The organism is Streptomyces sp. A0592 (genome assembly GCF_004795115.1).
Taxonomy (GTDB): domain Bacteria; phylum Actinomycetota; class Actinomycetes; order Streptomycetales; family Streptomycetaceae; genus Streptomyces; species Streptomyces erythrochromogenes.
On record NZ_SSBM01000014.1, the window covers coordinates 152,811 to 176,848 of the forward strand.

General features: G+C 73.3%; 23 protein-coding genes. 5 read left to right on the forward strand and 18 right to left on the reverse strand.

Annotation, left to right across the window (positions count from 1 at the left end; all coding sequences use genetic code 11):
• The 3 genes from E6U81_RS21370 to E6U81_RS21380 are packed head-to-tail and all read right to left on the reverse strand — an operon-like array spanning position 1 to position 2,938.
• Positions 1-705, reverse strand: a complete 705-nt coding sequence (locus tag E6U81_RS21370; RefSeq protein ID WP_136231694.1) for an LUD domain-containing protein — start codon at positions 703-705, stop codon at positions 1-3.
• Positions 702-2,186, reverse strand: a complete 1,485-nt coding sequence (locus E6U81_RS21375) for a lactate utilization protein B (protein ID WP_136231695.1) — start codon at positions 2,184-2,186, stop codon at positions 702-704. The genes E6U81_RS21370 and E6U81_RS21375 overlap by 4 nt, the downstream gene beginning before the upstream one ends.
• Positions 2,183-2,938 carry a (Fe-S)-binding protein gene (locus E6U81_RS21380; RefSeq protein WP_136231696.1) on the reverse strand — a complete coding sequence of 252 codons (756 nt, stop codon included), beginning with the start codon at positions 2,936-2,938 and terminating at the stop codon, positions 2,183-2,185. Before E6U81_RS21380 ends, E6U81_RS21375 begins: the two co-directional genes overlap by 4 nt.
• An 18-nt stretch (positions 2,939-2,956) precedes the next feature.
• Between E6U81_RS21380 and cobF the strand changes: the two genes are divergently transcribed.
• Entirely contained in the window at positions 2,957-3,709 is a 753-nt protein-coding gene (gene cobF, locus E6U81_RS21385) for a precorrin-6A synthase (deacetylating) (protein ID WP_136231697.1), read from the forward strand.
• Here cobF and E6U81_RS21390 read toward each other — a convergent pair.
• The 3 genes from E6U81_RS21390 to E6U81_RS21400 form a co-directional block, all read right to left on the reverse strand.
• The gene (locus E6U81_RS21390) at positions 3,696-4,886 is read right to left on the reverse strand and encodes an aminotransferase class V-fold PLP-dependent enzyme (protein WP_240803943.1); all 1,191 of its coding nucleotides are present in this window, start codon (positions 4,884-4,886) and stop codon (positions 3,696-3,698) included. The two genes, cobF and E6U81_RS21390, sit on opposite strands and share 14 nt — an antisense overlap.
• Before the next feature lie 122 nt (positions 4,887-5,008).
• Positions 5,009-6,676: an endo-1,3-alpha-glucanase family glycosylhydrolase gene (locus tag E6U81_RS21395; RefSeq protein ID WP_240803944.1), complete on the reverse strand. Its 1,668-nt coding sequence runs from the start codon at positions 6,674-6,676 to the stop codon at positions 5,009-5,011.
• A gap of 334 nt (positions 6,677-7,010) precedes the next feature.
• The gene (locus E6U81_RS21400) at positions 7,011-7,565 is read right to left on the reverse strand and encodes a hypothetical protein (RefSeq protein WP_136231700.1); all 555 of its coding nucleotides are present in this window, start codon (positions 7,563-7,565) and stop codon (positions 7,011-7,013) included.
• A 280-nt stretch (positions 7,566-7,845) separates the two neighbouring features.
• On the opposite strand from E6U81_RS21400, the gene E6U81_RS21405 reads away from it, so the two are divergent.
• On the forward strand, positions 7,846-8,262 hold the full coding sequence (locus E6U81_RS21405; protein WP_206309987.1) for a hypothetical protein: 417 nt from the start codon (positions 7,846-7,848) through the stop codon (positions 8,260-8,262).
• 26 nt (positions 8,263-8,288) lie between these two features.
• Here the strand turns inward: E6U81_RS21405 and E6U81_RS21410 are convergent, their stop codons facing one another.
• From E6U81_RS21410 to E6U81_RS21445, 9 genes are all read right to left on the reverse strand, one after another.
• On the reverse strand, positions 8,289-8,825 hold the full coding sequence (locus tag E6U81_RS21410; RefSeq protein WP_136231702.1) for a GNAT family protein: 537 nt from the start codon (positions 8,823-8,825) through the stop codon (positions 8,289-8,291).
• A 124-nt stretch (positions 8,826-8,949) separates the two neighbouring features.
• Complete coding sequence (locus E6U81_RS21415) at positions 8,950-11,169, reverse strand: NADP-dependent isocitrate dehydrogenase (RefSeq protein WP_136231703.1); 2,220 nt, start codon at positions 11,167-11,169, stop codon at positions 8,950-8,952.
• A gap of 222 nt (positions 11,170-11,391) precedes the next feature.
• Positions 11,392-11,745, reverse strand: a complete 354-nt coding sequence (locus E6U81_RS21420; RefSeq protein ID WP_136231704.1) for a DUF805 domain-containing protein — start codon at positions 11,743-11,745, stop codon at positions 11,392-11,394.
• A gap of 312 nt (positions 11,746-12,057) precedes the next feature.
• Positions 12,058-12,882 (reverse strand): chitosanase, encoded by an 825-nt coding sequence (locus E6U81_RS21425; protein ID WP_136231742.1) that lies wholly within the window; start codon positions 12,880-12,882, stop codon positions 12,058-12,060.
• Between the two features lie 129 nt (positions 12,883-13,011).
• The gene (locus E6U81_RS39945; protein ID WP_168714699.1) at positions 13,012-13,179 is read right to left on the reverse strand and encodes a hypothetical protein; all 168 of its coding nucleotides are present in this window, start codon (positions 13,177-13,179) and stop codon (positions 13,012-13,014) included.
• A gap of 58 nt (positions 13,180-13,237) precedes the next feature.
• Positions 13,238-13,825, reverse strand: coding sequence for a hypothetical protein (locus E6U81_RS21430; RefSeq protein WP_136231705.1), 588 nt, complete (start codon positions 13,823-13,825; stop codon positions 13,238-13,240).
• A 1-nt stretch (position 13,826) separates the two neighbouring features.
• On the reverse strand, positions 13,827-14,909 hold the full coding sequence (gene corA, locus E6U81_RS21435; RefSeq protein WP_136231706.1) for a magnesium/cobalt transporter CorA: 1,083 nt from the start codon (positions 14,907-14,909) through the stop codon (positions 13,827-13,829).
• 127 nt (positions 14,910-15,036) lie between these two features.
• A complete protein-coding gene (locus E6U81_RS21440) occupies positions 15,037-15,429 on the reverse strand; it encodes a TOBE domain-containing protein (RefSeq protein ID WP_031157723.1) in 393 nt (130 codons plus the stop codon).
• 31 nt (positions 15,430-15,460) lie between these two features.
• Positions 15,461-16,369 carry a LysR family transcriptional regulator ArgP gene (locus E6U81_RS21445; protein ID WP_136231707.1) on the reverse strand — a complete coding sequence of 303 codons (909 nt, stop codon included), beginning with the start codon at positions 16,367-16,369 and terminating at the stop codon, positions 15,461-15,463.
• A 69-nt stretch (positions 16,370-16,438) separates the two neighbouring features.
• On the opposite strand from E6U81_RS21445, the gene E6U81_RS21450 reads away from it, so the two are divergent.
• The 3 genes from E6U81_RS21450 to E6U81_RS21460 all read left to right on the forward strand — a co-directional run bounded on the left by E6U81_RS21450 (position 16,439) and on the right by E6U81_RS21460 (position 19,460).
• On the forward strand, positions 16,439-17,062 hold the full coding sequence (locus tag E6U81_RS21450) for a LysE/ArgO family amino acid transporter (RefSeq protein WP_136231708.1): 624 nt from the start codon (positions 16,439-16,441) through the stop codon (positions 17,060-17,062).
• Positions 17,063-17,214: 152 nt separating this feature from the next.
• Positions 17,215-18,228 carry an NUDIX hydrolase gene (locus E6U81_RS41955; protein ID WP_136231709.1) on the forward strand — a complete coding sequence of 338 codons (1,014 nt, stop codon included), beginning with the start codon at positions 17,215-17,217 and terminating at the stop codon, positions 18,226-18,228.
• Between the two features lie 41 nt (positions 18,229-18,269).
• Entirely contained in the window at positions 18,270-19,460 is a 1,191-nt protein-coding gene (locus E6U81_RS21460) for an MFS transporter (RefSeq protein WP_136231710.1), read from the forward strand.
• Between the two features lie 115 nt (positions 19,461-19,575).
• Here the strand turns inward: E6U81_RS21460 and E6U81_RS21465 are convergent, their stop codons facing one another.
• The 3 genes from E6U81_RS21465 to E6U81_RS21475 form a co-directional block, all read right to left on the reverse strand.
• Entirely contained in the window at positions 19,576-21,021 is a 1,446-nt protein-coding gene (locus tag E6U81_RS21465; protein ID WP_136231711.1) for a glyceraldehyde-3-phosphate dehydrogenase, read from the reverse strand.
• Between the two features lie 127 nt (positions 21,022-21,148).
• The gene (locus tag E6U81_RS21470; RefSeq protein WP_136231712.1) at positions 21,149-22,846 is read right to left on the reverse strand and encodes a phospholipase D-like domain-containing protein; all 1,698 of its coding nucleotides are present in this window, start codon (positions 22,844-22,846) and stop codon (positions 21,149-21,151) included.
• Positions 22,843-23,988, reverse strand: coding sequence for a PP2C family protein-serine/threonine phosphatase (locus E6U81_RS21475; protein ID WP_136231713.1), 1,146 nt, complete (start codon positions 23,986-23,988; stop codon positions 22,843-22,845). Before E6U81_RS21475 ends, E6U81_RS21470 begins: the two co-directional genes overlap by 4 nt.
• Between the last annotated feature and the right edge of the window lie 50 nt (positions 23,989-24,038).

Sequence of the window (24,038 nt, forward strand, 5' to 3'; positions counted from 1 at the left end):
TCATTGTGACCCGGGCGCCGGGGCCCGGTTCCCGGTGCCGGGTCCGGGTCCGGTGCCGGGTCCGGTGCCGCGGCCCTCCACGAGCACCACGTCCAGTCTGCGGGGGCCGTGGACGCCCTCCACCCGGTCCAGTTCGATGTCGCTGGTCGCCGAGGGGCCGGAGATCCAGGTCAGCGTGCGGCGCGGGTCCAGGAGCGGCAGTGCCTGCGGGACGGAGTCCACCACTTGGTCGGGGACCCGCACGAGGCAGATGTGGTGGTCGGGGACGAGGGTGATGCGGCGGCGGCCCTGGTCCGGGCCGCCGTCGAGGACGATCGTGCCGGTCTCGGCGATCGCGAGGGCGCAGCCGGTCACGACGGCGTCCACCCGGTCCAGTTCCCGGGGTGTCTGCGCCGCGCGGTCGGGCACGAAGGCGAGCGCCGGGTCGGACGGCAGGCCGAAGCCGAGGTCGGGCGGTAGCTGCACGGTCGCCGCGCCCGCCAGCAGGCGGCCGAGCAGGTCCCGCAGGCCGCCCTCACCGGTGCGGTGGACCCGCGCCCGGTACTCGGCGAGATGCGCCGCGAGCAGGTCCACGCGCTCCTGCGCGGTGCGCGTGCCGTGTACGCGCAGGTAGTCCCGCGGGATGTCGGCAGGGGCTCCGGGCCCCGGGCCCGGCTGCGCCGCGGCCCGGCGGATGCGGGCCAGGATGCGGTCCTTGCTGGTCACTGCGGGGTTCCCCGTTCTCGGGTCCACCAGTCGCGGAACGACTCGGCGGGTACGGAGGGCAGCTCGCGGGTGTCGGTCCAGGCGGCGCCGGGGCCGGGCAGCCGGCGCGGCGCCAGCCTGCGGGCGCGGGCCAGCAGCCGCTCCCCCGCGCGCAGGGCCCCGGGGCGGTCCAGGAGCAGCCGGGCGGCGCGCACGGCGGCGCGTTCGGCGGTGTGCCCGTGCGCGGGGCGGATCCGTACGCGGATGCCGTGCCGGGTCACCGGCCCGCCCTGGGCCACCCGTTCGCGCAGGTGGACGAGGATCTCGGGGATGTCGATGGCGACCGGGCAGACGTCGTAGCAGGCCCCGCACAGGGTGGAGGCGTAGGGCAGCGAGGCGTCGATCTCGCTGCCGGTGCCGCGCAGTTGGGGGCTGAGGACGGCGCCGATGGGGCCGGGGTAGACGGAGCCGTAGGCGTGGCCGCCGGCCCGCTCGTAGACCGGGCAGACGTTGAGGCAGGCGGAGCAGCGGATACAGCGCAGGGCCTGGCGGCCGGTCTCGTCGGCGAGGGTGTCGGTGCGGCCGTTGTCGAGGAGGACGAGGTGGAAGGCGGAGGGCCCGTCGCCGTCCGCCCCTCCCGAGGGGCCCAGCCCGGTCCACATCGTCGTGTACGGGTTCATCCGCTCGGCCGTCGAGGAGCGCGGCAGGGTCTGGAGGAAGATCTCCAGGTCGCGGAAGGTGGGGACGACCTTCTCGATGCCCACGACCGAGATCAGGGTCTCGGGGAGGGTCAGGCACATCCGGCCGTTGCCCTCGGACTCGAAGACGACCATGGTGCCGGTCTCGGCGACCATGAAGTTGGCTCCGGAGACGGCGACCCTGGCGCGCAGGAATTTCTCGCGCAGGTGCAGGCGCGCCGCCTCGGCGAGTTCCCGCGGGTCGTCGCCGAGCGGGTCGGGCGCGGGGCGGCCCCAGCGGCCCATCTCGGTGCGGAAGATGTCGCGGATCTCCGCGCGGTTGCGGTGGATGGCGGGGACCAGGATGTGGGAGGGGCGGTCGTGTCCGAGCTGCACGATGAGTTCGGCGAGGTCGGTCTCGCAGGCGGTGATCCCGGCGGCTTCCAGGGCCTCGTTGAGGCCGATCTCCTGGGTGGCCATCGACTTGACCTTGACGACCTCGCGCTCGCCGGTCGCGCGGACGAGTTCCGTGACGATCCGGTTGGCCTCGTCCGCGTCGACGGCCCAGTGGACGGTGCCGCCCGCTGCGGTCACGGCCGCCTCCAACTGGAGCAGGTAGCGGTCGAGATGGCGCAGGGTGTGGTCCTTGACGGCCTTGCCCGCGGCGCGCAGGCGGTCCCAGTCCGCCAGCTCGGCGACGGCCCGCGCCCGCTTGTCGCGAATGGTGTGCGTGGCGTGCCGGAGGTTCGCGCGCAGCACGCCGTCCCGTACGGCTTCACGGGCCGCCTCGGGGAAGGCGGGCATGCCGAGGTCCGTGCGCGTCATGTCGGGGGCTCCTCCTCGGTCGCGGCCAGGATCTCGGCGAGGTGCAGGGTCCGCAGCGGGCTGTCCGCGCGCCGCAGGAGGCCGCCCAGGTGGGCGAGGCAGGAGTTGTCGGCGCCGCACAGCACTTCGGCTCCGGTGCCGGCCGCGGAGGCGATCTTGTCGGTGCCCATGGCGGCGGAGACGTCCGGGTTCTTGACGGCGAAGGTGCCCCCGAACCCGCAGCACTCCTCGGCCCCCGGCAGCTCGACCAGCCGCAGGCCTCTGACGGCGGCGAGCAGTCGCCGGGGCCGGTCCCCGAGTCCCAGGCCGCGCAGGCCGTGGCAGGAGGGGTGGTAGGTGACGGTGTGGGGGAAGTATGCGCCGACGTCGGTCACCCCGAGCACGTCGACCAGGAACTCGGTGAGCTCGTACACGCGCGGGGCGAGCGAGCGGGCGGCTTCCGTCAGCTCCGTACCGCGCCCCTCCCGCTCCGCCCTGTGGCCGATCCGCGGGTAGTGCTCGCGGATCATCGCGGCGCAGGAGCCGGACGGGGTGACCACGTGGTCGTGGCCGGCGAAGGCCGCGGCCGTGCGCCGCAGCAGCGGTTCGCTCTCGTGCCGGTAGCCCGTGTTGTACTGCGGCTGCCCGCAGCAGCTCTGGGCGGCGGGGAAGTCCACGTCGACGCCGAGCCGCTCCAGGAGGCGGACGACGGCGATGCCGGTCTGCGGGTACAGCGCGTCATTGACGCAGGTGACGAACAGGGCGACACGCATGGTGGGCACAATAGCCGGGTGAAGAAGTTCTCAGTGATCGGCATAGGCGCGGGCGACCCGGACCATCTGACCCTCCAGGCGGTCAGGGCGATCGGCGCGGCGGACGCATTCCTCATCCTGGAGAAGGGCGAGGAGAAGGCGGATCTGACCGGGCTGCGGCGCGCGATGCTGGACGCGCACGCCCGCCCCGGCCACCGGCTGGTGGAGGGCCGCGACCCGGACCGGGACCGCACTCCCTCCGACTACACCCCGACGGTGGACGGCTGGCGCAGCGCGCGGGCCGAGCTCTTCGAGCGCTTCATCGCCGAGGACCTGGCGGACGGCGAGACCGGTGCGTTCCTGGTGTGGGGCGACCCGTCGCTCTACGATTCCACGCTCGCCATCCTCGACGAGGTGCTGGAGCGCGGCCGGGTGGCCTTCGAGCACGAGGTCGTGCCGGGCATCAGCAGCATCTCCGCGCTGCTGGCGCGGCACCGGACCAATCTGAACCGGGTCGGCAGGCCGGTCCAGATCACCACCGGGCGGCGGCTGGCCGAGGGCTGGCCGGCCGATGTGGACGACGTGGTGGTGATGCTGGACGCGCGGCACGCCTTCACCGCCCACCTGGACCAGGACCTGTACATCTACTGGGGGGCCTACGTGGGCACCCCGGACGAGATCCTGGTGCAGGGCAAGCTGGCGGAGGTCGCGGGGCGGATCGAGGAACTGCGGACCGAGGCCCGCGCCCGCAAGGGCTGGATCATGGACACCTACCTGCTCAGGCGCGCCTGAGGTACGCCGGGAGGGCGGCGGCGAGGCGTTCGTACTCCTCGGGCCGGTTGTAGATCTGTCCGCAGATCCGGATGCCGCCCCCGCGCGGCCAGGGCCAGATCAGCACCCGGATGCGCTCGCGCGCCGCGATCTCCTCGCGCAGCGCGCGGGCGGCGTCCGGGGTCTCGGCGACGCCGGGCGGCAGGCGCAGGGTGCGCATGGCGAGGCCGTCGGTGTGCGGGAGCCGTGTGAGCCCCGGGATCTCGGTGAGCAGCGCCGCGCCGTGGGCGGCCAGGGTGCTGTTGTGGGCCCGGACCTTGGCCGCGTCGAGGGCCTCGATGAGGTCGAGCCCGTCGGGGGCGGCGAGCCAGCCGGTGTAGTCGGCGGTGGCGCGGTTCTCCACGGAGCGCGGGAAGCCGTGCCCGTCCTCCCAGGACGGTACGAGCGCCCGGACCCGGTGGCGGTGCTGCGGGGCGACGGCGAGCAGGGCCGTGCCGGAAGGGGCGTAGCCCCATTTGTGGAGGTTGCCGAACCAGAAGTCGGCGCCTCCGGCGAGGGGGTCCGCGAGCATGCCCGGGGCGTGGGCGCCGTCGACGACGGTGGTGACGCCGCGCTCGCGCAGCTCGGCGATCAGCCGGGGCGAGGCGATGATCCGGGCGGTGGGCGAGCTGACGTGGTCGAGTACGGCGACCCGGGTGCGGGGCGTCAGCGCGGCCAGCACGGTCTCCCGTACGGCGTCCTCGTCGGCCAGGGCGGGGTCCAGGGCCACGGTGATGACCGGGGCGCGGCGGGCGGCGGCCGCGGTGACGGTGCCGTAGCCGTGGTCGGTCACCAGGATCTCGTCGCCGTCGGAGAGCGGGACGGCGTCGAGCGCGAGGTTGGCGCCTTCGGTGGCGTTGGCGATGAGGGCGAGCCCGCCGGGGTCGGCGGCGAGGTGTGCGGCGATCCGGGTGCGGGCCTGTTCGAGGCGGTCCGGCAGGGCGATGAAGAAGGCGTCGGGGTCGGCGTGGACCTCGGCGCGGAGCGCGGCCTGGATCTCCTGGACGGGCACGGGGACCGCGCCGAAGGAACCGTGGTTGAGGTGGCTGACGCGCGGGTCGAGGCGGAAGAGGGCGGGCCCGCCGGGGAACTCGCCCGGCTGCGGGTGCCCTGCGGTCGGCTCGGCGGGGCGGTCGGCGGGGCGTGTCGTCTCGGTCACGGGGCCTCCGGGGTACGGCGCGGCTGTCGCCCGGATCATCCCCCGCCGCCCCCGGTGCTGGGAACACCCGCACCGCCGCCCCGGCCGGAACCGTACGGCTCCGCCGGGGGCCGAACCGTGTCCTACGGTTCGCGGCCGCTGGTGGCCGCGTAGTACTGGAGGTCCTGCACGTCCACCGTGTGGTCCACGCGGTACGGCAGGTCGACCTCGGCCGTCGCCTTCCCGTCCCGGACGACGAGGGCCTCACTGGTGCCCGTCTTCAGCGGCAGCAGCTCGGAGTGGATCCCGGCGGGGGCGTCGTGGCTGCCCCGGGCCGTGCCGACGGTCGTGCGCACGGCCGCGGGTCCGGTGAGGAAGCTGAGCACCTCCACGGTGTCGCGGGCCGGTGCGCTCCCCTTGCGCAGCGACATCACCAGCGACTGGTCGCCGGTCGGGTCGGCGGTCGCGAACTGCGTGCGCGCGGTGAGGTACAGGGTGTCCCGGACGATCTTCGGCCAGCCGCCCGTCTTGAACCGGGTCAGGTAGTACGAGGTCAGGTCGAGGTAGGCGTGGCCGTTGTGCAGGGACGGCGCGAACTGGCTGCCCTCGGAGTAGTCGTTCCAGGTGGTGAGCTGGACCCAGTCGGCGCCGTCCTCGATGGCGCGCGTCCACGTGGCGCGCAGGGTCGCCGTGTTGCCGGCCTCGTCGTAGATGCCCTGGTTGGGGCGGGCGTCCTGGACCGACACGGGCTGCATCCAGATCTTGCCCATGCCGTGGGCCCGCTGGACGTCGCGCGTGGAGCTCTCCTGGCCGACGTAGCTGCGGCTGCCCCACTCGGAGAAGCCGTGGCTGATCGGGGCGAAATCGCCGCTGTGGGCGCCGAAGTCGAGGAAGAGCGGGACGAAGGCGGTGCGGATGCCGTGGTCGGCCCGGAGGATCCGGATGACCTCCGTCCACCAGGCCACGTTCTTCGCCTCGGCCTTGAAGGGGGAGACGACGAGCCGGCCGTCGGGGAGCCGGTGCGCGGCGGAGGCGTCGGCGAGCGTGGCGAGCGCCTCGGCGAGCACGCGGGGGTCGTCGGTCTTCAGCGAGGTCATGTCCGGCATCAGCATGATCTTGAAGTCGCGGTCCACCGAACGGGCCGCGGCCATCAGCAGGTTCGAGCGGTCCCAGTTCTTGCCGGAGAGGGAGAGCAGGTCGAGGGTGAAGCCGTCGATGCCGGCGGCCCGGGCCGTGCGCACCTCCTGCTGGAGGTTGGCGTACTCCCAGTCGCCGCCCTTGGGCGCGACGGGCAGCGGGCGGTCGCGGAGCAGGCCGCCGTACCTGCCGTGCTTGCCGCTCTCCCCGTCGGGGTTCAGGTAGTTGCGCGTGTAGTAGTCCCGGTCCGCGTCCGCGTTGTCGAGGGAGAGCGGGTACGGGGTGAAGTAGTGGGCGAACACCAGCTTCCTGCCCGCTTCGCCGGAGCGCAGGGCGGCCGGCTGGGGCATGTCGAAGGGCAGGGCGCCGGCGGGGCGCGCGGCTCCGGAGTCCACCGCTCCCTCGGGATTGCCCTTGGCCGCCGCGCCCTTGGTGGGCGCCGGGCTCGGCTCCGGCTGCGGGGCGGTCGGGCCGTCGGCGCCGGGGGTGGAGCCGGGCCCTGTGGGCTGCGGGGCGGAGGCGCCCCGGGCCGCGGCGTTCTGCGCGGGGGTCCCGCTGAGCGGGTCCCAGGCGATGCCGGTGGCCGCGCAGACGCCGACGAGGAGGAAGCCGGAGAGCAGCAGGGCCAGGAGCGGCCTGCCGCCCCGGACGGCCGGCCGGCGCCGGTGCGACACGGGTCGTGCCGCCCGGTCCGCGCCGCGCGTTCTTCGTCGTGCTCGCCGGTCCGTGCGCCGGTCCGCTGTCATCGTGGTCCCTCCCGCGAATACGCCCTCGGTGGGGGCTGGACAGCAGTAGAGCCCATTACCGGCTTCCGGACAACCGTTCCCCTGGCCGCGGCCCGGGCACGTACGTCACACGGGCGACGGGAACTACGCAGACCGCCGGGTCAGTCGGAGCGGGGGCGGCGATGGCGGCGTCCGCCGGCCCCGGCGGCGTGTCTGCCGCACGGGCGCCGCCGGCCCTCCGTCCGCATCCGCCCGCCCGCGTGCCCGCCCGTCCGCGTGCCCGTCAGATCTTGTAGGCGAACTGCCGGACCCGGTGGCCGAGTTGCCGGCCGAAGGCGGCGGCGAACTCCGGGAGCAGGGGCGGCCAGTCGTCGAACTCGAAGCCGAGGTGGGCGAAGGCGAGGCTGTCGTCGGTCCAGTCCCAGTGCGGGAGCGGCGAGCGGCGGGCGCAGGCCGGGCAGTCGAGATCGGCGGCGCCCGTGGCGTGCCAGGTGTCGACGGCGCCGCCCGGCCAGGTGGGGTCGGTGTGCCGGCAGTGCGGGCAGATCGCGGCGGGGGCCCCGCTCGGGCCGGAGTGGAAGACCGTGGGGCGCGCGACGACTCCCGCCTCCCCGCAGGGCTCCTCCTCCAGCTCCTTGATCCGGGCACGCCAGTCCCAGGCGACCAGTTCGACGGCCTCCCGCCAGCGCGGACCGGCCAGGTGCACCACTTCGCCCCGCCAGGGCACCGGGCGGATGACGCCCTCGGCCTCCAGCCATGCCCTGCCGCGCTCGCCCAGTGCGGCCGCCTCCTCCCCGGAGGCCTCCAGGTCCACCACGGTCTGCCGGTAGGTCCCCACCGCGCTCCCCCTCCCCCTTCGTACCGTCGGTCGGAGACCCTACTCATCCGGGCCGACCCGCCGGGGCGCGGGGTGGGGCGGGCCTGACCTGGGAGGCAGCGGACCCACAGATCGGAATGCGACATTCCCCTAGCGATACGGCGCAAGTGGCGCATAATCGACGTCACACGGCCGAAAGATCCCTGTGGGCGCGGCCGTCCTGGTCACGCATGCGATGGGGGGCATCGTGCCGATGAGGGAATCAGGGGCGACCGGAAGGCTCCCGGCGACGTCCGCCGAGATGTCCAGGCTGCTCACCGCCGTCCGGCGGGGGCGGGTGCTGACCGTGGCGGGCGGGTTCCGCGAGCCGCGGAGCCTGCTCGTACGGGAGATCGCGCGCCGGCTGGCGTCCAACTTCTACGACGGGGTGGCGGTCGTCGACCTCGACCCGCTCGAGGGCGGCTACGGCGTCCGCGAACTCACGGCCGAACTGGGCTCCGTACCCGGCGTGGCCGCACCGCCCTGCGGGACGACGACGTACGCCGCGTCCTGGCTGGCCGAGCGGGACATGCTGCTGGTCCTGGACGGCACCGAGCAGCTCGGCCAGGACGCCCTGGCCTGGCTGCGCAAGCTGCTGGCCGTGGCCCCGGGGCTGCGGATCCTGGCGGCCGGACGGTCCCCGCTGGCGTTCGACCAGGAACGCATCCACCGGCTCTGACCGGCACCGGCGGCCGCCGGACGCCTTCAGGGGGCCTCGGCCCACTCGTCGGCGAGCAGTCCGAGGACCACCTCGTCCTCGAACCGGCCGTACACCCAGGCCGAACGCCGCAGAACGCCCTCGCGGACGAACCCGGCGGCGGTCGCCGCGCCGATCATCGCCGTGTTGCCGGCGAGCGTCTCGACCTGGAGGCGGGCCAGGCCGCGCACGGTGAAGCCGTAGCGGCACAGCAGCCCGACGACCTCCCGGCCCAGCCCACGCCCGCGCAGGCCCGGCCGCAGCGAGATGCCGAGGTGGGCGCAGCGGTTGTGGGTGTCGATGCCCCAGAGGAGGGCCTCGCCGGCCAGCTCGCCGGTGGCGAGCTCGACCACGGAGAACACCGCCGCGTCCGCGGAGGGCGGCCCGGGTTCGTACGGGGAGTGGCCGCCCGCGGGCGGGCGCGGACTCCACGGCCTGGAGTCCGCGGCGGAGCGGGTGGCGACGTCGTCGTGGAGCTCGGCGTGCAGGACGGGTACGTCCTCGGGGAGGCGGGCGCGCAGGCCGGCCAGCTGTCCGCTGATCACGGGCCCTTCCTAACCGCTGCCGGGGGCGGGCCGCAATCGGATTTCCCCTCTCCTGTACGGCCCGCAGACGGGTCCGCCCCGGCCGGGCACGGGGCCTGGCCGGGGCGGAGCGAGTCAACGGGTGTCAGCCGAGGAGGCCGAGCGCCTCGTTGAGGGTCGCGGACGGGCGCATGATCGCCGCGGCCTTCGTGGCGTCGGGCCGGTAGTACCCGCCGATCTCCGCCGGGGAGCCCTGCACCGCGATGAGCTCGGCGACGATGGCCTCCTCGCGCTCGGCGAGGGTCTTGGCGAGCGGCTCGAACGCCGCGGCCAGCTTCGGGTCGTCGATCTGGCGGGACAGCTCCTGCGCCCAGTACAGGGCGAGGTAGAAGTGGCTGCCGCGGTTGTCGATGCCGCCCAGCTTGCGGCTCGGCGACTTGTCCTCGTTGAGGAAGGTGCCGGTCGCGCGGTCCAGCGTGTCGGCCAGCACCTGGGCGCGGGCGTTGCCGGTGGTGGTGGCGAGGTGCTCGAAGCTGGCCGCCAGCGCGAAGAACTCACCCAGGCTGTCCCAGCGCAGGTAGTTCTCCTTCACCAGCTGCTGGACGTGCTTCGGGGCGGAGCCGCCGGCGCCCGTCTCGAAGAGACCGCCGCCGTTCATGAGCGGGACGACCGACAGCATCTTGGCGCTGGTGCCCAGCTCCAGGATGGGGAAGAGGTCGGTCAGGTAGTCACGCAGCACGTTGCCGGTCACCGAGATGGTGTCCTCGCCGCGGCGGATGCGCTCCAGGGAGAAGGCGGTGGCCTCGACCGGGGAGAGGATCTTGATGGTCAGGCCCTCGGTGTCGTGCTCCGCGAGGTACGTCTTGACCTTGGCGATCAGTTGAGCGTCGTGGGCGCGGGTCTCGTCGAGCCAGAAGACGGCCGGGACGCCGGTGGCGCGGGCGCGGGTGACGGCCAGCTTGACCCAGTCCTGGATCGGCAGGTCCTTGGTCTGGCAGGCGCGGAAGATGTCGCCGGCGGCGACCTCCTGCTCGATGATCGCGTTGCCCGCGGCGTCGACGACGCGGACGGTGCCCGCGGCGGCGATCTCGAAGGTCTTGTCGTGGCTGCCGTACTCCTCGGCCTTCTGGGCCATCAGGCCGACGTTCGGCACCGAGCCCATGGTGGCCGGGTCGAAGGCGCCGTGGGCGCGGCAGTCGTCGACGACGACCTGGTAGACACCGGCGTAGCTGCTGTCCGGGAGGACGGCGAGGGTGTCGGCCTCGTTGCCGTCGGGGCCCCACATGTGGCCCGAGGTGCGGATCATGGCCGGCATCGAGGCGTCGACGATGACGTCGGACGGCACGTGCAGGTTGGTGATGCCCTTGTCGGAGTCGACCATGGCGAGGGCCGGGCCCTCGGCGATCTCGGCGTCGATGGAGGCCTTGATCGCGTCGCCGTCGGGCAGGTTGCCCAGGCCGTTCAGGATGGCGCCGAGGCCGTCGTTGGGCGACAGGCCGGCGGCGGCGAGGGTCTCGCCGTAGCGGGCGAAGGTCTTCGGCAGGAAGGCGCGGACCACGTGGCCGAAGATGATCGGGTCGGAGACCTTCATCATCGTGGCCTTGAGGTGCACGGAGAACAGGACGTCCTCGGCCTTGGCACGCTCGATCTGGTCGTTGAGGAAGGTGCGCAGCGCGTCGACGTGCAGGACGGACGCGTCGACGACCTCGCCGGCGAGGACCGGTACGGACTCGCGCAGCACGGTGGTGGCGCCGTCGGCGGCGACGTGCTCGATGCGCAGGGTGCCGGCCTCGGCGATGACGGCGGACTTCTCGGTGGAGCGGAAGTCGTTCTCGCCCATGGTGGCGACGTTCGTCTTCGACTCGGTGGTCCAGGCGCCCATGCGGTGCGGGTGCGTCTTGGCGTAGTTCTTGACCGAGCCGGGGGCGCGGCGGTCGGAGTTGCCCTCGCGCAGGACCGGGTTGACGGCGCTGCCCTTGACCTTGTCGTAGCGGGCGCGGATGTCGCGCTCCTCGTCGGTCTTCGGGTCGTCCGGGTAGTCCGGGAGGGCGTAGCCCTGGCCCTGGAGCTCGGCGACCGCGGCCTTCAGCTGCGGGATCGAGGCCGAGATGTTCGGAAGCTTGATGATGTTGGCTTCCGGGGTCTTCGCCAGCTCACCGAGCTCGGCGAGGGCGTCCGCGATCCGCTGGCCCTCCTCCAGGTACTCGGGGAACACGGCGATGATCCGACCGGCCAGGGAGATGTCACGGGTCTCGACATTCACACCGGCCGTCGACGCGTACGCCTGGATCACAGGCAGGAAGGAATACGTCGCGAGGGCCGGGGCCTCGTCAGTGTGCGTGTAGATGATGGTCGAGTCAGTCACCGGATGCTCCGCTCCACAGTCTGCGTCTCTCGTCTGCAACATTGCTCGACATCAAGATATCTCGTGATCGGGCCGGCCAGCACAGCCCCCGGCCGCCAGTCCGCGAGACGCACGTCACTCGGGCTCCGGCGGCCCCGTAAAACGGCAAGAGCGCCGCCCACGGCCGTTCCCGGCCGGGGCGACGCTCTGGCAGTCAGGCCTCGATCAGGCCTGCACGCCTGATCAGGCGGCGAGGACCTTCGGGTCCGGGCCGTACTGGTTCGGCTGCTGCTGACCGGCCGAGGCCAGCAGGACCAGCAGCCAGATGCCGCCGACGAGCGGCACGAGGGAGATGAGCAGCCACCAGCCGGACTTGCCCAGGTCGTGCAGACGGCGCACGCCCACGGCCAGGCTCGGGAGGAAGGTGCCGAGCGCGTAGAGCGCGTACAGCCACGGGGACGTGCCGATGACCGCGTCCAGGATCGAGACGATGACGATCGCGATGATCTGGAAGAGGGTGTACATCCAGTACTCCTGGCGGCGCGCGCGGCCGGAGAAGTCGGCGTACTTCTTCAGAACGTCGAGGTAGTAGTTCACGGGTCCCCCCAGAGGACGGTTGGTTCGGCCCGTCCTGCTGGAGCAAGCCGGGGCAGAACTTATGCCCCCCTTACGTCGCGGTCAAGCCAGTTGTCGCGGTGCCAAATCGGCCGGATCGCAGGATTTCCGGCACCGAACGTGCGACCGGGCGACACAGGAGTGGCGTCGTGTCCGGTGACGTCCGAAACGTCCCACTCGCAGGCCTACTTGACGCCCCGGCACTCGCCTCGATCGTTACCCACATCGTTACCGCACTGCGACACCGGGCCCCGGGCGCCGGGAAGGGGCGGATGCCCGGGGCCGCGGAGGCCGTCAGCCGATGTGGAAGGAGTCGCCGTAGACCTTCCAGTCGAGCGGGGGGTCGAGGTTCAGGTTGCCCTTCCGGAGGAAGACCCGCTGGGCGGTGTCGACGCGGCTGGTGTCGCTGTGGGCCTCCTCCTGCTTCATGGCCCAGACCCGGGCGTCGAGGAAGGCGTTGAGCCAGGTCGTCTCGTTGCCGCCCTGGGACGGGGGCTTGGCCTTCGACAGGGCGCGCTTGCGAATATTGCGGAAGCTGGTGGAGTCGGTGCCGTCACCGTGCATGACGATGGCGTCGTAGTAGATGAACTGGCCGAGTACGCCGACCCCGTCCGACTTGCCCTGCTTGACGGACGGGTTGAAGTAGACCCGGTCGCGCTCGTGGTCCTGGGCCTTGCGGAACTCGGCGTCCTGGGCGGCCTTCGCCCAGTCCCTGGTGAAGTTCGGGTCGAGTCCGGCGTGCGAGTCGCTGCCGTCGACGCTGCGCAGGGCCGGCAGGTACTTGGCGAGGACATTGCCCGGCTTGACCTGTGTGTAGTACTCGACGAGGTCGAGCATGTCGCCGGTGCCGGAACAGAATCCGATGATGCCGGCGGTGTAGCCGCGGCCATCACCTATGTCCTCTATGTACTTGTACTGCGCCTTCCAGTCCAGCGAGGAGTTCTCCGCGCTGGAGACGATCTTCATGGCGATCTCCTTCTTCGCCGGGTCGTCAAGCCCTACGGCGGCCGCCGCCACCGTCGCCGCGGACTGCGCCGCGGGATCGGGGGCGGCGGTCGCGTGGGCGGCGACGGGTACGGCGAGGAGCGCGCTGCCGAGCAGTGCTCCGGCGGCCAGCATCGTGCGGTGGGGGGCGAACACAAGGCCTCCATGGGGGGGTTGAGGCGTCCTGGCTTCGTTAGGAAACTTTACTACCAGATTTGAGGGCGCCTCAAGACCCGCGCACCACCCGGGAATCCCTCCGACCGGTCAGCCCCGTGCGGCACGACGGCCCATCAGCTGCCGCTTCACGTCCGTCCATTCGGGCCGCGTGACGCTGTCCACGGCGGTGCCGTGGATCCAGACCCGGTTCATCCCCATCGCCTCGAAGGCGTGCGCGAGCATGAGCAGTTGATCGCCATCAGCCAGGCCGCGCACAGACCGAGCACCTCCTGCGGCCCGCTGCCCGCCCCGTCCGCCGCCGGTTGATCACCCGTCACGGACCGGACCCCACGCGGTCCCCGATCCTCCTGCGCGCCTCGGTGCCGCCGACGACGACCCGCGAGACGGCGGGGCGGTCGCCGACCGGCGTGACGCCCGTCTCGCCCCTGGCCTGGACGGGGACGCCGCCGTCTCCACCCGGGTCGTACTCGATCACCATGGCGTTGCGGCCGCAGAGGAGGGAGGCCCAGCCGTGCGGACCTGCGGCGGAGGCGCTGTTGTAGGGGCCCGCCGGATGGCGGCTGCTCCCCTCGCTGCCGGCGGGCCACTTCGAGACCAGCCGGATCGGACCCGCCTCCGGGTCCGCCGCGGGCGTGGCCAGGATTCCGCACGAGTCGCCGGTCACGTAGGCGATCAGGCGGCTGCGCCCGTACCGGACCTCGGAAAGGATCGTGGCGGGGCCGGCGACGTCGGCCGGGAGGCCGCCGTCGACATGGATCCCTGCCAGCCGCGTCAGCGGGGTGAAGGAGGCACCGTCGGCAGCGGTTCCCTTGTCTGGGGCGGCCCTGTCGCACCCGCATCCCACGAGCGACAGGGCGATGACAACGGCCGCGGCGGCCGCGGGACGTAAGCCTCGGGGCACCTCAGAGCCAGCCGTTGCGGCGGAAGCCGCGGTGGATGACGAAGCAGGCGAGGGCCATGACGCCGAGGACGAGGGGGTAGCCGTACGTCCAGTGCAGTTCCGGCATGTGGTCGAAGTTCATGCCGTAGACACCGCAGACCATCGTGGGGACGGCCACGATGGCCGCCCACGCCGTGATCTTGCGCATGTCCTCGTTCTGGGCGACCGTCACCTGCGCGAGGTGGGCCTGGAGGATGGAGTCCAGGAGGTTGTCGTAGGCGCCGATCTGCTCGGTGGCCCGGGTCACGTGGTCGGCCACGTCCCTGAAGTACGCGCGGATCTCCGGCGGGATGAACGGTATCGGCTGCGTGGCCAGCTGCTGCAGCGGCCGGCTCAGCGGGGCCACCGCCCGCCGCAGCTCCAGGAGTTCGCGCTTGAGCTGGTAGATCCGGCCGGCGTCGCCGCGCCCGCCGTTCTCACTGAACACCGCGGTCTCCACGGCGTCGATGTCGTTCTGCACGGCGTCCGTGACGGCCACGTAGTCGTCGACCACGTGGTCGGCCATCGCGTGCAGGACCGCCGCGGGCCCCCTGAGCAGCTGGTCGGGGGCGGCCTCCAGCTCCTCGCGCACCGGCCCGAGGGTGCCGCGGCCGCCGTGGCGGATGGTGATGACGAAGTCCTGGCCGGTGAAGGCCATCAGCTCGCCGGTCTCCACCACCTCGCTGGTCGCGGTCAGCTCCTCGTGCTCCACGTAGCGCACTGTCTTGAAGACCGAGAACAGCGTGTCGCCGTAGCGCTCCACCTTGGGCCGCTGGTGCGCGTTCACGGCGTCCTCGACGGCCAGCGGGTGCAGGCCGAACAGCTCCGCGAGCCCGGCGAGCTCGGACTGCGCCGGCTCGTGCAGGCCGATCCAGACGAAGCCGCCGCCCGTCTTGCGGACCCGCCGCAGCGCCTCCTCGACCTCCGCGCAGTCCTCCTGCCGGACGCCGTCCCGGTAGATGAGGCAGTTGACCACGGAGCTGCCGAGCGGGGAGCGGGCGGGGTGACTGAGGTCGACGGCCCGCCGGTAGCCGCGGCGCACGGCCCGGCGCAGGTTGCTGAACATGGACAACGGTGTGACTCCCCTTCGGCGGATCAGCGGCCAGTCTGCCATCGCTGCCGGTCGGCCCCCGCCCGGGCGCACCACCCGGCCGGCGCCCGCCGCCCCGCCCGCCGCCTCCTCGGGCGGCGGTTCAGACCCGGTCGATGAACACGCTGGTCGACTTCACGCGTGCCGTGGCCCGCGCGCCCACCTCCAGGCCGAGTTCCTCCACCGCCTCCCGCGTCAGCAGCGACACGATGCGGTGCGGGCCTGCCTGGATCTCCACCTGCGCGTCGACGGTACCGAGCTTGACCCCGGTGACGATGCCCGGGAAGGCGTTGCGCGCCGAGGTGTACGCGGCCTCCTCGCCCTCGGCACCCTCCTGTGCGGCCTCCACGCAGAACGCGGCCAGGTCCGGCCCGTCCACCATCCTGCGGGTGCCCTCGCGGCGGGTGGGGAAACGTTCGGCGTCCGCCCAGCGGCGGGCCGTGTCGACGCTGACGCCGAGCAGCCGGGCCGCCTGGCCGATCGTGTAGGACTCCATGGTCGGCAAGCCTATGCGGTGTGCCCGGCGCTCACGCCGAAGGGCTGCGCAGCGCCTCCGCGGCCGCCGCCGCGACCACGTCCGCCACCATCGACAGGGCCGGCGAGTCCAGCTTCCACTGCTGCCAGTACAGCGGTACGTCCAGCGGCCGCCGGGGCACCACCAGCACCAACTCCCCCCTGCGCACGAGCGGGCCCGCCTGCTGCTCGGGGACGAGCCCCCACCCCAGCCCGGCGACGACCGCGTCGCGGAACCCCTCCGACGTGGGCACGTGGTGCCGCACCCGCCCCGCGCCGGCCGCCGCGTCCCCGGTCAGCGACCGGACGAAGACGTCCTGGAGGTCGTCCTTGCGGTCGAAGACGATCGTCGGCGCCTCCCGCAGGTCCCGCTCGGGGGTGCCCGTCAGATGCCGGGCGGCGAACGCGGGGCTCGCCGTCGGCAGGTACCGGGCCAGGCCCAGCATCCGTACGCTGCACCCGGCCACCGGGTCCGGGGAGGAGGTCACCGCGGCCATCACCTGCCCCTCGCGCAGCAGCGCCGTCGTGTGCGCCTCGTCCTCACGGCGCAGCTCGATGCAGACCGGCGGATCCTGGGGCACCCGGGTGAGCGCGGGCAGGAACCACGTCGCGAGGGAGTCCGCGTTCACCGCGATCGGCAGCCGGACCGGGCCCCTCCCGTCGGCCATCCCGAGCTCGGCCCGCGCGTCCCGCTCCAGCCGGGCCAGCTGCCGGGCGAAGCGGACCACCACTTCCCCGGACTCCGTGGCCCGCACCGGCTTCGTCCGCATCAGGAGCACCCGCCCGGTGCGCTGTTCGAGGGCCTTGACCCGCTGGCTGACCGCCGAGGGCGTCACGTGCAGGGCGGCGGCCGCCGCGTCGAAGGTGCCCTCGTCCACCACGGCGAGCAGCGTGCGCACCTGGTCCAGGGGAAGCTCATCCATCACGAGTGCTAATGGTACGTAAAAATCTTTAGCTGTACTGAAAGCTGTCCGCTGCCTACGGTCGGAGCCATGACACACGGCACCATCACCGCGGCCCTGGCCGGCTTCGGCACCGGACTCTCCCTCATCGTCGCCATCGGCGCGCAGAACGCCTTCGTCCTCCGTCAGGGCGCGCGCCGCCACGCGGTCCTCGCCGTGGTCGCCATCTGCGCGCTCTCGGACGCGCTCCTCATCGCCCTCGGCGTCGCCGGCGTCGGAGCCTTCGTCACCGCCTGGCCGGCCGCGCTGACCGCGGTGGGACTGGCCGGGGGCGCCTTCCTCGTCTGCTACGGAGTCCTCGCCGCCCGCCGGGTGCTGCGGCCCACCCCCGGCGCGGCCCTCACCGCGGAGGGATCCGCCTCCGGGTCCGCCCGCCGGGCCGTGCTGACCTGCCTGGCCATGACCTGGCTCAACCCGCACGTCTACCTGGACACCGTGCTGCTCGTCGGCTCGCTGGCCGCGGACCGCGGCGACCTGCGCTGGGCCTTCGGCATCGGTGCGGGCCTGGCCAGCCTCACCTGGTTCACCAGCCTGGGCTACGGGGCCCGGCTGCTCAGCGGCCTACTGGCCCGCCCCTCGGCCTGGCGGGTCATGGACGGACTGGTGGCGGCGACCATGGTCACGATGGGCGGCCTCCTCCTGGCCCGCGCCTAACCCCGCCCGACGCGCCAGAGCCCCCAACCCGCGGGGGCAACCGGCCCCGGGCCGGGTCCCGCCGGCCGGGGCCGCCGCATGTCGGTGGCGGGCGGCCGCCGCACGCCCGGCATAGTGCTCCTGCCGACGACCCGAGCCCCAGGAGCCCAACCGTGCCCGACCGTTCCTCCCCCGACGCGGTGCGTGCGTACGATGCCGGCCGGCCGGCGCCGCTCGTGGCCGCCACCGGGATCGTCCTGGACACCCGCGGGCGGGTCCTCGTACTGACCACCTCGTACCAGGCCGATCCGGAGCTGCCGGGCGGCACGGTCGAGGACACCGAGACGCCGGAGCAGGGGCTGGCCCGCGCGCTGCGCGAGGAGCTGGACCTCGGCGTGCCGGTCGGCCGGCTGCTGGCCGTGGACTCGCGGCCGCCCGGCCCGCCCGGCCGCTCCCTGATCGTGCACGTCCACCTCGTCGGACCGCTCCCGCCCGAGCGGGCCGCGGCACTCCGCGGGGCGCGCTGGCTGCGGCCGGAGGAGGCCTGCGCGGTCCTGCCCGCCCGTGTCGCGCCCCGGCTGCGCGCCGGGCTGGCCGCCCTGCACACCGCCTCCTTCGCCCACCTGGTCGACGGCGTCCCCCAGCCCGGCTCGCCGGCCGGCCTGGATCCGGCCCGGCGCGCGGCCCTGGAGCACGCGGGCGCCCTCGACGCCGCCAGTCACCGGGCCAGCCGGCCGAAGGCCCTGACCGCGGCGAGCGTGCTGTTCACCGACGCCGGCGGCCGGATCCTGCTGGTGCAGCCCGCGTACGGCCGCACCGACCGCTGGAACCTGCCGGGCGGCGGCATCGACAGCGACCTCGGCGAGATCCCGCGCGCCGCCGCCCGCCGGGAGGTCCACGAGGAGCTCGGCCTCGACCTGGCCCCGGGCCGCCTGCTCGCCGTGAACTGGTCGCACAAGCCCGGCCGTCCGGCCCGCATCCGCTTCCTCTACGACGGCGGCGTCCTCGACGCCCCGACCCTGGCCCGGATCCGGCTGGACCCGGCCGAGCTCCTCCAATGGCGCACCGTCCCTTCCGGCGAACTCCCCACCCTGGTCAAGGGAGCCCTGCGGCGCCAGATCACCGCATGCCTCGAAGCCCGGGCCAGTGGCGCCGGCCCGCTGGAACTCCACGCGGGCCGCCCCTGACCGTCCTGCGGGGCCGCGGCGCCCGGGTTACCGTCGGCGGCATGGACGGTGATCGCCGAGGGTGGCGCCAGTGCTTGCTCAGCGGGGCGGTGTTCGCCGTGTGCATGGCCGGCACCACGCTGCCGACCCCGCTCTACGGCCTGTACCAGGAGAAGTTCGGGTTCTCCGAGCTGGTGGTGACCGTCGTGTACGCCGTGTACGCCTTCGGGGTCATCGGCGTGCTGCTGCTGGCGGGCAACGCCTCGGACGCCGTGGGCCGACGGCCGGTGCTGCTGGCCGGCCTGGGCTTCTCCGCGGCCAGCGCCGTCTGCTTCCTGTGCGCCACCGCGATGGGCTGGCTGTACGCGGGGCGGCTGCTGTCGGGGCTGTCCGCCGGGCTGTTCACCGGGGCCGCGACGGTCTACGTGATGGAACTGGCGCCGCCCGGCGGGGCCTCCCGGGCCACGTTCGTGGCGACGGCCGCAAACATGGGCGGGCTCGGCTGCGGGCCACTGCTCGCCGGTGTGCTCGCGCAGTACGCCCCCTGGCCGCTGTACCTGCCGTTCGCCGTGCACCTGTTCCTCGTGGCCGTCTCGGCCGCCGTCCTGCTGGGCCTGGACGAGACGGTGCGGGAGCGGCGGCCGCTGAGCACCGTACGGCCGCAGCGGCCCGGCGTACCCCCGCAGGTGCGGTCGGTGTTCGGGCCCGCGGCGATCGCCGCGTTCGTGGGGTTCGCGCTGTTCGGGGTGTTCACCTCGGTCAGCCCGGCCTTCCTCGCAGACTCCCTCGACGTGCACAACCGGGCCGTGAGCGGGCTGGTCGTCGCGCTCGCCTTCTTCGCCTCGACGGCCGGGCAGCTCGCGGTGGGCCGGGTCGGGGTGGAGCGGTCGCTGCCACTGGGCTGCGCGGGGCTGCTGGCCGGGCTGGCCCTGCTCGCGGGCGCCCTGGTGTGGGACCTGCTGGCGCTGGTGGTGGCGAGCGCGCTGGTCGGCGGGGTCGGACAGGGGCTGGCGTTCCGCGGGGCGCTGTCGGCGGTGGCCGGGGCCTCCCCGCCGGACCGGCGCGCGGCCGTGGTCTCGACGCTGTTCGTCGTCGCCTACGCGGGCATCTCCGTACCCGTGATCGGCGTGGGACTGCTCGTGGAACCGGTCGGCCTGGAGGGCGCGGGGCTCGTGTTCATCGCGTGCATGGCCGCCCTGGTCGGGGCCGCGGCCGTCTACCTGCTGCGGCGGCCGGTGCGCGCGGACGCGTGAACGCGGGCTCTCACACGCGCGGGCTCACACGCGCCGGCTCACACGGGGGGCGCGAACACCGCCGCCCCGCGGCGCGGAGCGGCGGGGCGGCGGTGTCGACGCGGGTCTGGCGGGATCAGACCGCCGGAACCGGGTAGGTCGGGTACTCCACGCCGGAGACGTGCTGGACGACGCGGATGACCTGGCACGAGTAGCCGAACTCGTTGTCGTACCAGAGGTAGAGGATCGCGTTGTCGCCGTCGACCTTGGTGGCGCCGGCGTCGACGATGGACGCGTGGCGCGAGCCGACGAAGTCCATGGAGACGGCGTCGGGGGCCGTGGTGAAGTCGATCTGGCGCTTCAGCGGCGAGTTCAGCGAGACCTCGCGCAGGTGGTCGAGGACTTCCTCACGAGTGGTCTCACGGCCCAGGCGCAGGCTGAGGATGGCGATCGAGACGTCCGGGACGGGGACGCGGATCGAGCTGCCGGTGATGGGCGCCTTGAGGTCGGGCAGCGCCTTCGCGACGGCGGAGGCGGCGCCGGTCTCGGTGATGACCATGTTCAGCGGCGCGCTGCGGCCGCGGCGGTCGGCCTTGTGGTAGTTGTCCAGCAGGTTCTGGTCGTTCGTGAACGAGTGGACGGTCTCGACGTGGCCGCGCAGGACACCGTACTCGTCGTCCATGGCCTTCAGCGGCGGGACGATGGCGTTGGTGGTGCAGGACGCGCAGGACAGGATCCGCTCGTCCGGCTTTACGGTGTCATGGTTGACGCCGTGCACGATGTTCGGGACGTCGCCCTTGCCCGGGGCGGTCAGGACGACCTTGTCGATGCCGGGGCGCAGGTGCTTGGACAGGCCCTCGCGGTCGCGCCACTTGCCCGTGTTGTCGATGAGGATGGCGTCCTTGATGCCGTACGCCGTGTAGTCGACCTCGGAGGGGTCGTTGGCGTAGATCACCTTGATCGCGTTGCCGTTGGCCACGATGGTGCTGTTGGCCTCGTCCACGGTGATCGTGCCCTGGAACTGGCCGTGGATCGAGTCGCGGCGCAGCAGCGAGGCACGCTTGACCAGGTCCTGGTCGCCGCCGCCGCGGACGACGACGGCCCGCAGGCGCAGGCCCTTGCCGGAGCCGGCCTTCTCGATGAGCAGGCGGGCGACCAGGCGGCCGATGCGGCCGAAGCCGTACAGGACGACGTCGCGGCCCTCGCTGCGCTCCAGCTTGTTCTCGCCCGTGGCACCGGCGACGGCCTGGGCGGTGAACTCCTCGACCGACAGGCCGTGCGCGTCGGCCTTGTAGGTGGCGGCGAGCATGCCGAGGTCGATCTGCGAGGGACCGAGGTCGAGCGCGGTGAGCGCCTGCAGGAACGGCATGGTCTCGGTGACCGACAGCTCCTCGCCGTCGATCTGCCGGGCGAAGCGGTGGGTCTTGAGGATGCTGACCACCGATTTGTTCACCAGGGAGCGGCTGTGGAGCAGGATGTTGACATCCCGCTCCCGGTGCAGCTTCCCGATGATCGGGATCATCGCCTCCGCGATCTCCTCGCGGTGGTTCCAGTTGGTGAACGAGTCCTCGTTGACAGTCACAGGCTTTATCTTTCGAGCTAGGCGGCGCTCATATGCTAACCCCACTACTCATTGACCGCTTAAGGGGTACCCGCCCACGGGCACGTCGCCCAGGTTCAGCCCGGTTCACCCCGGTACGCGGCCCTGCTCAGAACCTCCTGCGCATCCTCAGCCCCATCGGGCGGCCGTCGGGGTCGACCAGGACGCGGGCCAGCAGCCGGGCCGGCAGCCGCTGCCGGGCGGGCAGGTCCGGAGGGGCGTAGCCGCGCAGCCGCCCCGGCGGGCGGGGGCCCCGGCAGCCGCCCTCGTGCCAGGCGTCGAGCGCGGCGGCGGCCGCCCGGAAGGCCTCGAAGGCCTCCACGGGGTCGCACAGGGCCAGCTCCGCGGACCGCGCGCCGGCACCGTCCGCGAGCGTTTCCGTGCCCGTTCCCGTGCCGGTGTCCGCGTCCGGGTCCGGGGCCGGGTCCGGGTCCGGGGCCGGGTCCGCGAGGTCCAGGTGCTCGCGCATGAGCTCCAGGCGCAGCTCCCGGGCGAAGACGCGGGCACCGTCCCCCAGGCCTCCCGGGTCGCGCGGAGCGCGCGGGTCCGGGCTCTCGTCGTGGACGGCGCAGCCGAGTTCGGAGTCGTGGGTCCACGAGCGGAGGTTGATGTTGTCCGATCCGATGGACGCCCACACGTCGTCGATCACGCACACCTTGGCATGGACGTAGACGGGGGTTCCGGCGTGGTTCTCCAGGCCGTACACGGCGACCCGGTCGCCGCCGGCCCGGCGCAGCTCGGCCAGGGCGTTGATCCGCCCGATCAGGTTCATCGGCAGCGTGAGCCGTCCGTCCTGGTCCGGGAAGGTGGGGACGACGCCGATCATCCGCAGCCCCGGCTGCCTGCGCAGCGCCTCGGCGAAGCCGGCCACCACCCGCGGCGACCACAGGTACTGGTCCTCCAGGTAGATCAGCGCCCGGGCCCGCCGCAGCGACTTGAGGTAGCCGCGGGCGATGCTGCGCTCACCGTCGGGGGCGAAGGGGTAGCCGAGCAGCAGGCGGTTCGGGTAGGTCCGCAGCAGCTGGACGGTGTGGGTGCCGCAGGGCGCCGGATCGGGGGTCTGCGGCGGCAGCGGGTCCGCGCTGACGTCCTCGCGGTGCATCAGCTCGCGCAGCCGGGTGCGGGGGCTGCGGCTGAGCGGCGCCGGGTCCTCCCAGCGCTCGCGGAAGACGGCCTCGACATCGCCGACGACCGGTCCGCGCAGGGCGAGCTGGACGTCGTGCCACGGCGGGTGCGGCCCGTAGGCGGCGGCCAGGGGCAGGGACTGGCGGTCGCCCCGGTGGCGGGCGTCGTCGTTGCGGTTGTGGCAGAGGTCGATGCCGCCGACGTACGCGACGTCGCGCTCGGGGCGGCCCGGGTGGCGCAGCACCACCAGCTTCTGGTGGTGGGAGCCGCCGGGCCGGACCCGCATGTCGAGCAGGCATTCGCCGCCGGCCCGGGCGAGCTCCTCGCCGAAGCGGAGGTTCTCCTCCTGGCTGAAGTGGAGGCTGTCCAGGTGGGAGCGCCACAGCAGGCCCTTGACCACGACGCCCCGCTCGGCCGCCCGGCACAGGACCGTGCCGATCTCGGTGCCGGGCCCGTCGAGCCGCTCGTCGGGGTCCCCGCGCCAGTCGGTGAACAGCAGCAGGTCGCCCGCGCGCATCGCGTCGGCGGCCTCCAGCAGCTCGGCGAAGTACGTGGCCCCGTGGACCAGCGGCCGTGCCTCGTTGCCCCAGGACCAGGTCGCGCCGTCCGGGCGCCGGTCGTCCAGGCGCGTCGCGGGGTTGCCGCGTTCGCCGCGGACCAGGAGCCACTGCACGCGGGTCATCGGACCGGCCCCCCCGTCTCGTCGCGCCGGTCGGCCAGGATCATCGCGACGTCGTCCGCCAGCCGGTCACCGGTGTGGCGGACCAGCGCCTGGCACAGCCGGTCCAGGAACTCCCGGGGCCCGCGGTCGGGCATCGCCTCCATGGCCTCCGGCAGGGCGAAGAAGGCGTTCGCGCTGTCGCGGGCCTCGTTGACGCCGTCGGTGTGGAGCAGCAGGCGGTCTCCGGGCAGGAAGGGGTAGCTGTCCCTGGTGCCGGGCGGGCCGACGATGAACTCGCCCAGGCCGAGCGGCGGCAGCGGACTGCTGGGCATCAGGGGCTGGACCTTGCCGTCGCGCAGCAGCAGCGGCGGCGGGTGGCCGCGGTTGACCACCTCGACCACGTGCCCGTCGGGCACCTGGGCCACCACCGCGGTGACGAATCCCTCCACGAGCGCCTCCTCGTCGACGGCGCCCGGCACGGCGGCGTCCCGGCGCATGGCCGCCTCGCAGTGCCTGATGACGTCCACGAGGTCCTCCTCGTAGTACACGGCCTCGCGGAAGGCGCCGAGCACGGCCGCGGCCGTGCGTACGGCGGGCAGGCCCTTGCCCCGGACGTCCCCCACGATCATCCGGATCCCGTACCGGGTCTCCATGGCCTCGTAGAGGTCCCCGCCGATCTGCGCGCCCTTCTCGGCCGCCACGTACAGGCTGGCCGCGCGCAGCGGGCCCAGCCGCTCGGGAACGGGCCGCAGCAGGACCTTCTGCGCGGCGGAGGCGATCCGCCGGACCTGGCTCAGCTCGCTCGCGCTGCGGGCGCGGGCCATGCGGCTGGTCATCACGCTGGCCAGCGACACCAGGAAGAGGGCGAGGAAGTTGCTGTAGACCTGCTGACTGCCCCACGCCTGGTTGTAGGTGGCCGTGGTCACGCTCACGGCCACGGCCAGGCCCGCCGCGGCGAGGGTGCCCACGGGGCCCATCGTCACGGCGGCCAGTGCCGGCGTGGCGACCAGGAAGGGCCCGGTGTAGAGGACGTGTGCGGGCGTGAACTCGATGGCCAGCACCAGGAGCGCGATCGCGAAGGGCACGCATTTCGCGAGGACGAAGAGGACCTGGTGGTGGCCGCCGCTTCCCGGTCCAGGAGGAGCGCGGTTGAGCACCCGCATGCTTACAGACTGCGCCGCCGGGGCTCGTCACCGCCACTCGCCGCCGGCCG